A 13,603-nucleotide genomic window follows, 5' to 3' on the forward strand; every position below is an offset into this window, starting at 1 on the left:
CGGCACCGGGATACCGACACCGGTATGCCGCAGGCCCGCAGAGGGCGGCGGGCGCCTCCGGCCCCGGCTGTGCGGGGCCGGAGGGAGGCCTTGGCTACTCGCGGCCCGCCGAGGTGAAGGTCATGTCGGCGTAGCGGTCGCCCGCGACGTCGGCGGCGATCGGGGCCAGCAGGGCGAGTTCCTCGTCGGTGAGGGTGATGCGGGTGGCCGCGGTGTTCTCCTCGACGCGGTGGCGCCTGCGGGTGCCGGGGATCGGGACGACGGGCAGGCCGTGGACCGTGGACTGCTGCTGCACCCAGGCCAGGGCGACCTGGCCGAGGCTCGCGCCGTGGGCGTCGGCGACTGTGCGGACGGGGGCCAGGAGGGCCGCGTTGGCGGTGGCGTTGGCGCCGGTGAAGCGGGGCTGCTGGCGGCGGAAGTCGTCCTCGCCTAGCTCCTTGTCGGCGTTGACGAACGCGCCGGTGAGGAAGCCGCGGCCGAGCGGGGAGTAGGGCACGAGGGCCACGCCCAGGTCGGCGGCCGCGGGGACCACACCCCGCTCGATGTCGCGGCTGAACAGCGACCACTCCGACTGGACGGCGGCGATGGGGTGGACGGCATGGGCGGCACGCAGTTCGTCGCCGGTGACCTCGCTCAGGCCGAGGTGCTTGACCTTGCCGGCGGCGACGAGTTCGGCCATCGCGCCGACCGTCTCCTCGATGGGGACATCCGGGTCGCGGCGGTGCATGTAGTAGAGGTCGATGACGTCCGTGCCGAGGCGGCGCAGGCTGGCGTCGACGCTGGAGCGAATGTAGGAGGGAGAGTTGTCGATGCGCCGCTTCGTCGGATCATCCGGGTCGATGGCCAAAGCGAACTTGGTGGCGAGGACGATCTCGTCGCGGTGCGCCTTGACGAAAGGAGCAAGGAAGTTCTCGTTCTCGCCCATGCCGTAGACGTCGGCGGTGTCGTAGAGGGTGACGCCCAGTTCGAGGGCGCGGTCCAGGGTGGCGTGGGCCTCGTCGGCGTCGGTGGGGCCATAGGCGAAGCTCATGCCCATGCAGCCGAGGCCCTGGACACCGACCTCGGGGCCGTTGGTGCCGAGCCGAGCCGTGGCGATGCCGCCGGCCGTGTTGTCAAACGTCATCAGGGTTCAGAGCCTCTCCGACGCCTTGCGGGCGCCAGCGTACGTGTCGATCTTGTAGTCGAGGACCGCGAGGGTGTCCTGCAGCTCCGCGATGCGGCTGCGGACGTCGCGCCGGGTCCGCTCCAGGAGTTCCTGGCGCTCGGAGAAGGTGTGCTCGCCTTCGCGCACCAGTTCCGCGTACCGGACCATGTCCGCCACAGGCATCCCGGTGAGGCGGAGTTTGCCGACGAAAGAGAGCCAGTTCAGGTCGCGGTTGCGGTAGCGGCGCTGGCCCGTGTGGGAGCGGTCGATGTGGGGCATCAGGCCGATCCGCTCGTACCAGCGCAGGGTGTAGGCGGTGAGGCCGGTGAAGGCGGCGACCTCGCTGATCGTGTAGTGGTCCTGGCCGTCCGGGCTCGGCGGCCCGGCGGGTGCCGAGACGCAGGGCGCGGGCCTGGGTGCGGGGTGGGCTGGTGCAGGCGTGGTCTCCATCACCGTCATGTCCCTCACGCTAAGACCTTGGAGTGCGCTCCAAGCAAGCGGGATCGGAGGAAATCTGAGGAGCGTCTCATTTCTTGGTCACGCATCGATCACACGCATTGTTTTCAGGCGTTGATCTCAGGCGTTGATCTCAGGGATTGATCTCAGGCATTGCTCTCATTGGCCTCAGGCATTGGTCTCAGGCAGGAGGGTTCGGGTCCCACCCGACGTCAGCCTGGTTCTCGCGGAGGAATTAGGCTCGTCGGCATGCAGAGCTTGGCGATGATCGAGAACTGGCCCGTTCCCACCGCTGCCGCCGCTGTCGTCCGTGCGGACGGCACGGTCGTGGGGGCGCATGGGCCGACGGACCGGCGTTTTGCCCTGGCCTCGGTCACCAAGCCGCTCGCGGCGTACGCGGCTCTGGTCGCGTACGAGGAGGGCGCGGTCGAGCTCGATGAGCCCGCCGGGCCCGAGGGGTCGACGGTGCGGCATCTGCTCGCGCACACCAGTGGGCTCGCCTTCGACGAGCACCGGGTGACGTCGGCGCCGGGGACGCGGCGGCTGTACTCCAACGCGGGGTTCGAGGTGCTTGGGGATCACATCGCCAAGGCGACGGACATTCCGTTCGGGGAGTATCTGCGGCAGGCGGTGCTGGAGCCGCTCGGGATGAGCGCCACCGCGCTGGAGGGTGATGGTTCGCCCGCCAAGGACGGGGTGTCCACCGTCGATGACCTCGTCAGGTTCGCCGCCGAGGTGCAGGCGCCCCGGCTGCTGGACGCGCGGACGGTGGCGGCGGCGATGACGGTGACGTATCCGGGGCTGAAGGGTGTGCTGCCGGGGTACGGGCACCAGAATCCCAACGACTGGGGGCTCGGGTTCGAGATTCGGGACTCCAAGGCGCCGCACTGGACGGGGAGTTCGTCTTCGCCTCGGACGTTCGGGCACTTCGGGCAGGCCGGGACGTTCCTGTGGGTCGACCCGGATGCGGGGGCGGCTTGCGTCGCCCTTACGGATCGGCCCTTTGGGCCCTGGGCCGTCGAGGTGTGGCCCGCGTTCACCGATGCGGTGCTCGCGGAGCTCTGAGGTGAGGCTTGCGGGGCTCCGAGGCGGGCTTGCGGGACTCTGAAGTAGGGCTCGCGGGCCAGTCACCAGCCCCGTAGCCCGCCGGTCCGCCGGCCCGCTAGCCGCCCGTCATCTCCCAGACCAGAAGTTCCGCCGGGGCGTCTGCCACGGCTATCGCCTCCAGGGACGTCTCGTTCGTGAGCCGGGCCGAGTCGCCCGGGGACAAGCGGGTCTCGCCCAGCCGTACCTCGCCGCGCGCCACGTGGACGTACACGAAGGGGGCGTCCGGTAGGGCGGTGCGTTCGTTCGGGGCCAGGCGGCGGACGTGGAGCAGTGCGCCCGCGCCGGGGATCTCGTACGGGGTCGAGTCGGCGATTCCGTGGACGACCCTGTAGGACGGGTCGCCGCCCGGGGAGAGGGGGGCCAGCCACATCTGGACGAAGACGAGCGGGGTCGCGCCGTCGTTGCGTTCCACGTGACGCACGCCGCCCGCCGCGGAGAGGTGCTGGACATCGCCGGGGCGGACCAGTGACGCGTGGCCCGTCGAGTCGCGGTGGGTGAGTTCACCCTCGACGACCCAGGTCACGATCTCGGTGTGGCTGTGCGGGTGCTCGTCGAAGCCCGCGCCGGGCGCGAGGCGCTCTTCGTTGCAGGCCAGGATCGCGCCGAAGCGGAGGTTGTCGGGGTCGTAGTGGGGCCCGAAGGAGAAGGCGTGGAAGGACTCGATACCGGCCTCCGCCTCCCCACCGCGGTACCGGTCGCCGGAGCGCCGTACGTCTGTCACGCACCCCACGTTAGCCCCGGCACCGCATGTGCCCGCCCCGATAAGGCAGTCTTGTCCCCGTGCCCGAACCCTCAGCGAACGAAGCCCACCAGGAGTCCCAGCCGGGTTCCCCGCCCGGGTCCCACCCGGATCCGGGGGCCGGGCCCCGCCAGGACCGCCGCACCCCCCACGCACACACCGCGACCCTGAAGCGCCTGGAGAAGTCGTCAGGGAGCCTCGCGGCGCAGGCCATCGCGCGCATGGACGAGACGCTCTCCTGGTACCGGGCGATGCCGCCGGAGAACCGGTCCTGGATCGGCCTGGTCGCGCAGGCCGGTATCGCCGCGTTCACCGAGTGGTTCCGGCACCCGGACGCGCCCCAGGCCATCTCGACCGACGTCTTCGGCACTGCCCCCCGCGAGCTGACCAGGGCGATCACCCTGCGCCAGACGGTGGAGATGGTGCGTACGACGATCGAGGTGATGGAGTCCGCGATCGACGAGGTCGCGGCGCCGGGAGACGAATCCGTCCTCCGCGAGGCCCTGCTCGTCTACGCCCGCGAGATCGCCTTCGCCACCGCACAGGTGTACGCGCAGGCCGCCGAGGCACGCGGTGCCTGGGACGCCCGCCTGGAGTCCCTCGTCGTGAACGCCGTGCTCTCCGGAGAGGCCGACGAGGGCGCGGTGAGCCGGGCGGCCGCGCTCGGCTGGAACTCCCCCGAGCACGTCTGCGTACTCCTCGGCACCGCCCCCGACGGCGACAGCGAGCTGACCGTCGAAGCCATCCGCCGCGCCGCCCGGCACGCGAAGCTCCAGGTCCTCACGGGTGTCCTCGGTGCTCGCCTGGTCGTCATCGCGGGCGGCAGCGACAATCCGCTGGCGGTCGCGAAAGCGCTGATCGGGCCGTATGCCGCCGGTCCCGTGGTGGCCGGGCCGATCGTCCCGGATCTGCTCGCGGCCACCCGTTCCGCGCAGGCGGCGGCCGCCGGGCTCAAGGCGAGTTCCGCCTGGCAGGACGCCCCGCGGCCCGTCCTCGCGGACGATCTGCTGCCCGAGCGCGCCATGGCCGGGGATCCGGCGGCCCGCGAGCAGCTGGTGGAGGAGATCTACAGACCACTGGAGGAAGCGGGCTCCGCGCTCCTGGAGACGCTCAGTGTCTATCTGGAGCAGGCGGCCAGCCTCGAAGGCGCGGCCCGGATGCTCTTCGTGCACCCCAACACCGTGCGCTACCGGCTTCGACGTGTGACTGACGTCACCGGCTGGTCGCCTTCCGATGTGCGCTCCGCGTTCACGCTCCGGATCGCGCTCATCCTGGGGCGTCTGGCCGACAGGGATCCTCAGTCGTAGGGCTTTTGTCGGGCCCCTACAATTCCCCCAGCCGTTCTTCGTCCCTGTCCCCACGGGCGGCTCAGGCCGTCTACAAGAGAGAGTGTGAGAGTGCTCGTACTCGTCGCTCCCGGCCAAGGCGCTCAGACGCCCGGCTTCCTGACCCCCTGGCTCGACCTCCCCGGCGCGGCAGACCGCCTCGGCGCGTGGTCGGACGCCATCGGGCTCGACCTCGCCCACTACGGCACGCAGGGAGACGCGGACGCGATCCGCGACACCTCCGTGGCGCAGCCGCTGCTCGTGGCCGCCGGACTGCTGTCCGCCGCGGCACTCGGTGACATCACGCCGGGCGCGGTCGCCGGACACAGCGTCGGCGAGATCACGGCCGCCGCGTACACCGGGGTGCTCGGCGAAGACGATGCCCTGCGCCTCGTACGCACTCGCGGGCTCGCCATGGCCGAGGCCGCCGCCGTCACGGAGACCGGCATGGCGGCGCTGCTCGGCGGCGACCCCGAGGTCACCGTCCCGCACCTGGAGAAGCTCGGCCTGACCCCGGCCAATGTGAACGGCGCGGGCCAGATCGTGGCCGCCGGCACCAAGGAGCAGCTCGCCGCCCTGGAGGCCGACAAGCCCGAGGGCGTGCGCAAGGTCGTCGCCCTCAAGGTCGCGGGCGCCTTCCACACGCGGCACATGGCTCCGGCCGTGACGCGGCTGGAGGAGGCCGCCAAGAGCCTCACCGTCGCGGACCCGAAGTTCACCTACGTCTCGAACCGCGACGGCAGGACGGTCGCCACCGGTGCCGAGGTGATCGAGCGCCTGGTCGGCCAGGTCGCCAACCCGGTCCGCTGGGACCTGTGCATGGAGACGTTCCAGGAGCTGGGCGTCACCGCGCTGATCGAGGTGTGCCCCGGCGGCACCCTGACCGGTCTGGCCAAGCGCGCGCTGAAGGGCGTCAAGACGCTCGCGGTGAAGACCCCCGACGACCTCGACGCGGCCCACGCGCTCGTCGCCGAGCATTCCTGAGCCGACGACAGACAAGGAGCCGTAGCGCATGTCGAAGATCAAGCCCAGTCAGGGCGCCCCGTACGCGCGGATCATGGGCGTCGGCGGCTACCGGCCCACCCGTGTCGTGCCGAACGAAGTGATCCTGGAGACGATCGACTCGTCCGACGAGTGGATCCGTTCCCGCTCCGGTATCGCGACCCGCCACTGGGCCTCCGACGAGGAGACCGTGGCCGCGATGTCGATCGAGGCGGCGGGCAAGGCCATCGCCGACGCCGGCATCACGCCCGAGCAGATCGGCGGCGTGATCGTCTCGACCGTCTCGCACTTCAAGCAGACCCCGGCCATCGCGACCGAGATCGCGGACAAGATCGGCGCGGGCAAGCCCGCCGCGTTCGACATCTCCGCGGGCTGCGCCGGCTTCGGCTACGGTCTGACGTTGGCCAGGGGCATGGTCGTGGACGGCTCCGCCGAGTACGTCCTGGTCATCGGCGTGGAGCGGCTGAGCGACCTGACCGACCTGACCGACCGTGCGACGGCGTTCCTCTTCGGTGACGGCGCCGGTGCTGTGATCGTCGGCCCCTCCAAGGAGCCGAAGATCGGCCCGACGGTCTGGGGCTCGGAGGGCGACAAGTCCGAGACGATCAAGCAGACCGAGTCCTGGGAGGCGTACCGCAAGGGCACCCTCGACAAGTTCCCTGCGATTACGCAGGAAGGCCAAGCGGTGTTCCGCTGGGCCGTGTTCGAGATGGCGAAGGTCGCCCAGCAGGCGCTGGACGCGGCCGGAATCACCGCGGACGATCTGGATGTCTTCATTCCGCATCAGGCCAATGAGCGGATCATCGACTCGATGGTGAAGACTCTGAAACTGCCGGAGCACGTCACGGTCGCCCGTGATGTGCGCACCACGGGTAACACTTCGGCCGCCTCGATTCCGCTCGCCATGGAGCGTCTGCTGGCGACCGGCGAGGCGAAGAGCGGCGACACCGCACTCGTCATCGGCTTCGGGGCGGGTCTCGTGTACGCCGCCACGGTCGTTACCCTCCCCTAGGCATCACGTACGGATCACCCGGTCCGTACCCACGACGCCACACCCTCTGGATACATAAGAAGGAGCGCCAACATGGCCGCCACTCAGGAAGAGATCGTCGCCGGTCTCGCGGAGATCGTGAACGAGATCGCCGGCATCCCGGTCGAGGACGTCCAGACGGACAAGTCCTTCACCGACGACCTGGACGTCGACTCGCTGTCCATGGTCGAGGTCGTCGTCGCCGCCGAAGAGCGCTTCGACGTCAAGATCCCGGACGACGACGTCAAGAACCTCAAGACGGTCGGCGACGCGACCAAGTACATCCTGGAGCACCAGGCCTGATCAGGCCGTGCTCAGTCGCCACCCGGCGGTGGCGCCGCTGATCCCCTCAACACCGTGGAGAAATTTCCTGTGAACTCGACCAATCGCACCGTGGTCGTCACCGGTATCGGCGCAACCACACCGCTGGGTGGCGACGCAGCCTCGACGTGGGAGGGCCTGCTCGCGGGCCGTTCCGGCGTCAGTACGCTGGAGCAGGACTGGGCAGCCGAGCTGCCGGTCCGCATCGCCGGTCAGATCGCCGTGGAGCCGGGCGAGGTCATCCCGCGCCCGCAGGCGCGCAAGCTGGACCGTTCGGCGCAGTTCGCGCTGATCGCGGCCAAGGAGGCCTGGGCCGACGCGGGCTACACCGCCAAGGCCGGCGAGGACACCTCCGTCGACCCGCACCGCCTCGGCGCGGTCATCGCCTCCGGCATCGGCGGCGTGACCACGCTCCTGGACCAGTACGACGTGCTCAAGGAGAAGGGCGTTCGCCGCGTCTCCCCGCACACCGTGCCGATGCTGATGCCCAACTCCCCGGCGGCCAACGTCGGCATCGAGCTGGGCGCCCACGCGGGCGTCCACACCCCGGTGTCGGCCTGCGCCTCGGGCGCGGAGGCCATCGGCTACGCGATCGAGATGATCCGCACCGGCCGCGCCGACGTCGTCGTCGCGGGCGGCACGGAGGCGGCGATCCACCCGCTGCCGATCGTCGCGTTCGGCAACATGATGGCGATGTCCAAGAGCAACGACGACCCGCAGGGCGCCTCGCGCCCCTACGACGCGGACCGCAACGGCTTCGTGCTCGGCGAGGGTGCCGGTGTGATCGTCCTGGAGTCCGAGGAGCACGCCAAGGCCCGCGGCGCGAAGATCTACGCGGAGGCCATCGGCCAGGGCATCTCGGCCGACGCGCACCACATCACGCAGCCCGAGCCGTCCGGCAACGGCATCGCCGCGGCGCTGCAGAACCTGATCGACACGACGGACCTCAAGCCGGCCGAGATCGTGCACGTGAACGCGCACGCCACCTCGACCCCGCAGGGCGACGTCGCCGAGATCAAGGCGCTGCGCAAGGCGTTCGGCGACGACGTCGACCACATGGCGATCTCCAGCACCAAGTCGATGACGGGGCACCTGCTCGGTGGCGCGGGCGGCGTGGAGACCGTGGCCACGGTCCTCGCGCTGAAGAACCGCGTCGCCCCGCCGACGATCAACATCAAGAACCTCGACCCGGAGGTCGACGCGGACGTCGTCCGCGACGAGGCCCGCCCGCTGCCCGAGGGCAGGATCTCGGCGCTGAACGACTCGTTCGGCTTCGGCGGCCACAACGTCGTCCTGGCGTTCAGGAGCGTTTGAGCGTCTCACCTGGTCGTACGTACGTAACTGAAGGGGCCCCCACCAAGCGGTGGGGGCCCCTTCGGTTCAGGTCAGACGACCTGGTGCAGCCACCGCACCGGCGCGCCCTCGCCCGCGTACCGGAAGGGTTCCAGTTCGTCGTCCCAGGGCTTGCCGAGCAGCTTGGCCAGTTCGGCCTCCAGGTCGCTCTCGCCGCGCTGCGAGCGGGCCAGGGCGGCGCGCAGGCGGTCCTCGGGGATGAGGATGTCGCCGTGGAGGCCGGTGACGGCGTGGAAGATGCCCAGCTCAGGCGTGGCGCTGTACCGCTCGCCCTCGGCGCTCGGGCATGGCTCCGCCGTGACCTCGAAGCGCAGCAGGGACCAGCCGCGCAGGGCGGAGGCGAGCTTGGAGGCGGTGCCCGCCGAGCCCTGCCAGGAGAATTCTGATCTCCAGGTGCCCGGCGCGGCGGGCTGCCTGATCCAGTCGAGGCTCACACGCGCGCCGAGTACGCCCGCGACGGCCCACTCGACGTGTGGGCACAGCGCGCGCGGAGCGGAGTGCACGTACAGAACTCCACGTGTCGTCACCGGGACCTCCAGTGTGGGTCGAGGTTCGCCTTCCCCAGCGGCCTCGCGCCCGTGCCGAGCAATTTTCCCCAAATGGTAGAGAAACCTGGGAAAAGGGGACAGATGTGACGTGATGTAATTTAGCGGAACCACAGCAGCGGGGCGTCACCGGGTGGATCACCCGCCTGTCGCCGCCCGTGACAGCGGTGGCCAGGCGGCTACGGGGCGAGGCTACCGTGCGAGGGCGCAAGGAGTGTGACGTACCGTCGGTCCAGAGGCCAGGAAACTCCGACCTTTCACCCGGCGGGGCGCAACCCCGGGCACGCGCACGACGTCACGTTGAACGACAGAGGGGACCAGGGGATGCGGAACCGCAGGCACCGCTCGCGTGCCGTCGTCGCTCTCGCGGCGGCGGCCTTTCTCGGCACCGCGTCGCTCACCGCGTGCGACGCGCAGGGCGGCAACTCCTCGGCCCCCGGCCCCTCCGCGCACAAGCCGGCGCCGAAACCCACCCCCACGTGGGACACGACGCCCCGCTCGATGGCGGCCGTGGGCGACTCCATCACCCGCGGCTTCGACGCCTGCTCGGTGCTCTCCGACTGCCCCGAGGCATCTTGGGCGACCGGCACCGACGCCCAGGTGCGGAGCCTCGCGACACGGCTGCTGGGAAAGAAGCGGGCCACCTCGCACAGTTGGAACCACGCGAAGACCGGCGCCCGCGTGGCCGATCTGACGGGGCAGGTCGAACAGGCCGTCACCGAGCGGCCCGAGCTGGTGACGGTCATGGTGGGCGCCAATGACGCCTGCCGTTCGACGGCCGCCGGGATGACACCCGTCGACGAGTTCCGCGCCGACTTCGAGCAGGCGATGCGGACGCTGCGCCGTTCGCTGCCGAAGGCGCAGGTGTATGTGGCGTCCGTGCCGGATCTCAAGCGGCTCTGGTCGCAGGGGCGCGCCAATCCGCTGGGCAAGCAGGTGTGGAAGCTGGGCATCTGCCCCTCGATGCTGGCCGACCCCGACGACCTGGGCGTCACGGCGTCCGAGCGGCGGGACTCCGTGCAGGACCGGGTGGCGGCGTACAACGCGGTACTCGAAGATGTGTGCGATGAGGATCGGCGGTGCCGGTACGACGGCGGGGCGGTCTTCGACTACCGATTCGACGGCGACCAGCTGAGCCACTGGGACTGGTTCCACCCCAGCAAGGACGGTCAGTCACGCCTCGCCGAGCTGGCCTACCGTCAGGTGACGTCGCGCGAGCCGGTGGGCTAGGAGTCCTCCGCGGTTCGCTCTCCTGCCGTCAGTGGATTGCTCAGGCGCAGATCCGCGATCGAACGGCCCGCCTGGACCACGTACGAACCCACCTGATACGCCCAGCAGTTGAGACCCTCGTCCCACGTCTCGAAGGCTCGGCGCGGGATTTCCACGGTCGCCTCGACGCTTTCGCCGGGGGCCGCCTCGACCGTCGCGAAGCCCGCGAGCCAGCGGGCGGGGCGCGCGGCGTCGGGCTCGGAGGGGGCCAGGTAGAGCTGGACGACCTCGCGGCCCGGGCGCCGGCCGGAGTTGCGGACGCGGACCGTGGCCGTGGTGCCCTCGACGGTGAGTGACTCGTACGTCCAGTCGGTGTAGCCGAGGCCGTGGCCGAACGCGTACGACGGGGTGGCGCCGGCCTTCTCCCAGGCGCGGTAGCCGGTGAACACGCCCTCCGAGTAAGGGAGTTCGCCGTCGGAGGGCGTCACTTGGGTGACGGGGGCGGCGGCGAGGTCGCCCCAGGTGGTGGGGAGCCGGCCGCCGGGCTCCTCTGCGCCCGACAGGACGTCGGCGAGGGCCACGCCGCCCTCCTGGCCGGGGAACCAGCCGAGCAGTATCGCGGCGACGTCGTCGCGCCAGGGCAGCTCCACCGGGGAGCCGGAGTTGACGACGACCACGGTGTTCGGGTTGGCGGCGGCCACCGCGCGGACCAGGTCGTCCTGGCGGCCCGGCAGCCTCAGGTCCTGGCGGTCGAATCCCTCGGACTCGACGCGCTCGGTGGTGGCGACGACCACGACCGCCGTGTCGGCGCCCCGCGCCGCCTCGACGGCCTCGTACATCAGTTCGTCGGCGGCTCGCCGCGGGCCGAGGTGGACGAAGGAGAACATGACGCCCGGCAGCGGGGCCGCGTACTCCCTGCTGAGGCGGTGGAGGAGGGAGACCTCGACGGGTTCGCCCGCCGTGAGCGCCACCTTGCCGCGCTCGACCGGGGAGCCGAAGAACGCCTCGAACGGGTCGGACTCGGAGCCCATTTCCTGCACGCCGTCGTAGAGCACCCGGCCGGCGACCGTGAGCCTGAAGGCGCCGAGGCCGCGCGTGCCGAAGGAGTGCTCGCCGCTCTCGCGCGGCGTGAACGTGCCGGTCACCTCGACGCTCGCCATGGTCTCGTGGGTGACGCCGGCGGGCAGGTCGTCACCGATCCACTGGACCTGTCCGGAGGGCAGGCTCCCCTCGCCCAGGGCGTTGCCGTCGGCGTCGCGGCAGATCGCACGCAGCTCGAAACCCTTGTCGGCGGGGGCCAGTTCTTCGCTGGGGTCGGCTCCGACGGCGTAGGTGAGCGCGCCCTCGGGGAGGGCGGCGGTCAGGCCGTCGAGCGGCGAGACGACGCGGGCGGGGAAGACGGTGGCGGAGCCGCCGCCGAGGACGCGGGCGTCGCGGGCGGCGGCGCCGATGAGGGCGATCTTGCCGGTGGCGGCGTTCAGCGGGAGGGCCTGGTTCTCGTTGCGTACGAGGACGAAGGCGCGGCGGGCGATCTCGCGGGCCAGGGCCTCGCCGTCGATGTCCGCCGGGGGTCGGGTGACGACCGGCTCGGCGCCTTCGAGGATGCCGACGCGGGCGGCGAGGCGCAGGACGTTGCGGACGGCCTCGTCGACGGTCTCCTCCTTGACCTCGCCCGCGCGGACGGCGGCGGCGAGCGGCTCGCCGTACACGGTGCGGGGGCCCGGCATGGCGACGTCGAGGCCGCCCTCGATGGCGCCGGTGGTGGAGCGGGCGGCCATCCAGTCGGAGACGTTGTAGCCGTCGAAGCCCCATTCGCCCCGCAGGATCTCGCCCACGAGGTAGCGGTGCTCGGTCATCGTCACGCCGTTGACCTGGTTGTACGCGGTCATGATGCCCCAGGGGTGGGCGTTGGCGACGATCGCCTCGAAGGGGGCGAGGTACAGCTCGCGCAGGGCGCGCGCGCCGACCTTGTTGTCCACCGTGAAGCGCTCGGTCTCGGCGTCGTTGGCGACGAAGTGCTTGACGGTCGTCCCGACGCCGCCGGACTGCACGCCCTGGACGTAGCCGGTACCGATCACGCCCGTCAGGTACGGGTCCTCGCTGTACGCCTCGAAGTGGCGGCCGCCGAGCGGGGAACGGTGGAGATTGACGGTCGGCGCGAGAAGCACGTGTACGCCCTTGCGGCGGGCCTCCTGCGCGAGGAGCGCGCCCGCGCGGCGGGCGAGGTCCTGGTCCCAGGTGGCGGCGAGCGCGGTCGGGGACGGCAGCGCGATGGACGGGTCGTCGGCGGTCCAGCGGACGCCGCGCACGCCGATCGGGCCGTCGGACATCACGAGGGACTTCAGGCCGATCTCCGGCAGGGCGTGCAGGGACCACATGTCACGGCCGCCGAGGAGGCGCGCCTTGGCATCCAGGCCGAGCTTGCGAAGAGCGGCCTCTACGGCTGCCTCGCGGGTCTGGTCCGCGTCCGTGGCCTCGGTGGGCCCTGTGGGCTCGATGGGCCCTGTGGGCTCGGATGCCGCCATGGGGTGCCTCCTTGATGAGTCCGGCCCGGCCGTCCCTGCCGTGCCGGTTCCCTCCATCCTGCATCGCGTACCTGTAGATCGGTAGGTTTCGTTATCTTGACGTTATATGTACGGCATGCGGTCCACGCAGATGTCGTACGGTCCTCCAGGGGGCAGGGTCGAGGGGCGAAGGGCGAGGGAAAGGCGTGGGGAGCATGGCGGCGGGCAAGGCGAGGCCCAGGGGCGAGGAGCGGCGCGCGGAGATCCTCCGGGCCGCCCTGGAGGTGATCGCCGAGCGCGGCTACCGGGGCGCGAGCCTGGGGGCGGTCGCCGAGCGGGTCGGCCTCACCCAGCAGGGCCTGCTGCACTACTTCCCCACGAAGGAGGCTCTGCTCGTGGCCGTCCTGGAGGCCCGCGACCAGTGGGACGCCGTGCCGGGCGGCGAGTGGCGGCTCGATCTGCTCGGCTCGCTCGTGGAGTACAACGCGATGCGGCCCGGCATCGTGCAGACCTTCTCCGCGCTGCTCGGCGAGAGCGTGACGGACGGGCACCCGGCGCGCGCCTTCTTCGCCGGGCGGTACGAGACGGTGCGCGGGAGCTTCGCGGCGGTGCTGCGCGCCGAGTACGGGGAGCGGCTGCCGGGCGGCCTCACGCCCGAGGCGGCGGCCCCGCTGATGGCGGCGGTGATGGACGGATTGCAGTACCAGTGGCTGCTGGACCCCGAGTCCGTGGACATGCCGGGGGCGTTCAGGGCCTTCCTGGCGCTACTGGACGGCGGCCTCGACGCCGGCCGGGCTCCCGGTGACGGGGACGGCCGCGACCACGTCGACCTCGATTAGCGCCTCGGCGGCGAGGGCCACGCCGCCGC

13 protein-coding genes are annotated in these 13,603 nt (G+C 71.2%); 8 read left to right on the forward strand and 5 right to left on the reverse strand.

The features are described 5' to 3' along the window. Positions 1–94: 94 nt before the first annotated feature. The gene (locus ACWDZ7_RS13050) at positions 95–1,123 is read right to left on the reverse strand and encodes an aldo/keto reductase (RefSeq protein WP_451796734.1); all 1,029 of its coding nucleotides are present in this window, start codon (positions 1,121–1,123) and stop codon (positions 95–97) included. Between the two features lie 6 nt (positions 1,124–1,129). Further along, positions 1,130–1,603: a MerR family transcriptional regulator gene (locus tag ACWDZ7_RS13055; RefSeq protein WP_451796735.1), complete on the reverse strand. Its 474-nt coding sequence runs from the start codon at positions 1,601–1,603 to the stop codon at positions 1,130–1,132. 246 nt (positions 1,604–1,849) lie between these two features. On the opposite strand from ACWDZ7_RS13055, the gene ACWDZ7_RS13060 reads away from it, so the two are divergent. Continuing rightward, positions 1,850–2,665, forward strand: a complete 816-nt coding sequence (locus ACWDZ7_RS13060) for a serine hydrolase domain-containing protein (RefSeq protein ID WP_451796736.1) — start codon at positions 1,850–1,852, stop codon at positions 2,663–2,665. A 97-nt stretch (positions 2,666–2,762) separates the two neighbouring features. Here the strand turns inward: ACWDZ7_RS13060 and ACWDZ7_RS13065 are convergent, their stop codons facing one another. Continuing rightward, the gene (locus tag ACWDZ7_RS13065) at positions 2,763–3,428 is read right to left on the reverse strand and encodes a pirin family protein (protein WP_451796737.1); all 666 of its coding nucleotides are present in this window, start codon (positions 3,426–3,428) and stop codon (positions 2,763–2,765) included. A 59-nt stretch (positions 3,429–3,487) separates the two neighbouring features. Between ACWDZ7_RS13065 and ACWDZ7_RS13070 the strand changes: the two genes are divergently transcribed. The 5 genes from ACWDZ7_RS13070 (at position 3,488) to fabF (ending at position 8,438) form a co-directional block, all read left to right on the forward strand. Continuing rightward, positions 3,488–4,753, forward strand: a complete 1,266-nt coding sequence (locus tag ACWDZ7_RS13070) for a PucR family transcriptional regulator (RefSeq protein ID WP_451512973.1) — start codon at positions 3,488–3,490, stop codon at positions 4,751–4,753. A 90-nt stretch (positions 4,754–4,843) separates the two neighbouring features. Then, positions 4,844–5,755, forward strand: a complete 912-nt coding sequence (locus ACWDZ7_RS13075; RefSeq protein ID WP_451796796.1) for an ACP S-malonyltransferase — start codon at positions 4,844–4,846, stop codon at positions 5,753–5,755. Between the two features lie 28 nt (positions 5,756–5,783). After that, the gene (locus ACWDZ7_RS13080; RefSeq protein ID WP_451796738.1) at positions 5,784–6,785 is read left to right on the forward strand and encodes a beta-ketoacyl-ACP synthase 3; all 1,002 of its coding nucleotides are present in this window, start codon (positions 5,784–5,786) and stop codon (positions 6,783–6,785) included. 72 nt (positions 6,786–6,857) lie between these two features. Next, on the forward strand, positions 6,858–7,106 hold the full coding sequence (locus ACWDZ7_RS13085) for an acyl carrier protein (RefSeq protein ID WP_398117214.1): 249 nt from the start codon (positions 6,858–6,860) through the stop codon (positions 7,104–7,106). Between the two features lie 69 nt (positions 7,107–7,175). Then, on the forward strand, positions 7,176–8,438 hold the full coding sequence (gene fabF, locus ACWDZ7_RS13090; protein ID WP_451796739.1) for a beta-ketoacyl-ACP synthase II: 1,263 nt from the start codon (positions 7,176–7,178) through the stop codon (positions 8,436–8,438). 71 nt (positions 8,439–8,509) lie between these two features. On the opposite strand, the gene ACWDZ7_RS13095 is transcribed toward fabF, so the two are convergent. Beyond that, entirely contained in the window at positions 8,510–9,004 is a 495-nt protein-coding gene (locus tag ACWDZ7_RS13095) for a DUF3145 domain-containing protein (RefSeq protein WP_451512976.1), read from the reverse strand. A 342-nt stretch (positions 9,005–9,346) separates the two neighbouring features. On the opposite strand from ACWDZ7_RS13095, the gene ACWDZ7_RS13100 reads away from it, so the two are divergent. Further along, positions 9,347–10,252, forward strand: coding sequence for an SGNH/GDSL hydrolase family protein (locus tag ACWDZ7_RS13100; RefSeq protein ID WP_451796740.1), 906 nt, complete (start codon positions 9,347–9,349; stop codon positions 10,250–10,252). On the opposite strand, the gene ACWDZ7_RS13105 is transcribed toward ACWDZ7_RS13100, so the two are convergent. Next, positions 10,249–12,756 (reverse strand): beta-glucosidase H, encoded by a 2,508-nt coding sequence (locus ACWDZ7_RS13105; protein WP_451796741.1) that lies wholly within the window; start codon positions 12,754–12,756, stop codon positions 10,249–10,251. The two genes, ACWDZ7_RS13100 and ACWDZ7_RS13105, sit on opposite strands and share 4 nt — an antisense overlap. 194 nt (positions 12,757–12,950) lie before the next feature. Here ACWDZ7_RS13105 and ACWDZ7_RS13110 point away from each other — a divergent pair, with 194 nt between their 5' ends. Continuing rightward, positions 12,951–13,574, forward strand: a complete 624-nt coding sequence (locus ACWDZ7_RS13110) for a TetR/AcrR family transcriptional regulator (protein WP_451796742.1) — start codon at positions 12,951–12,953, stop codon at positions 13,572–13,574. Positions 13,575–13,603: the final 29 nt, after the last annotated feature.

The organism is Streptomyces sp. NPDC003032, from assembly GCF_053591415.1.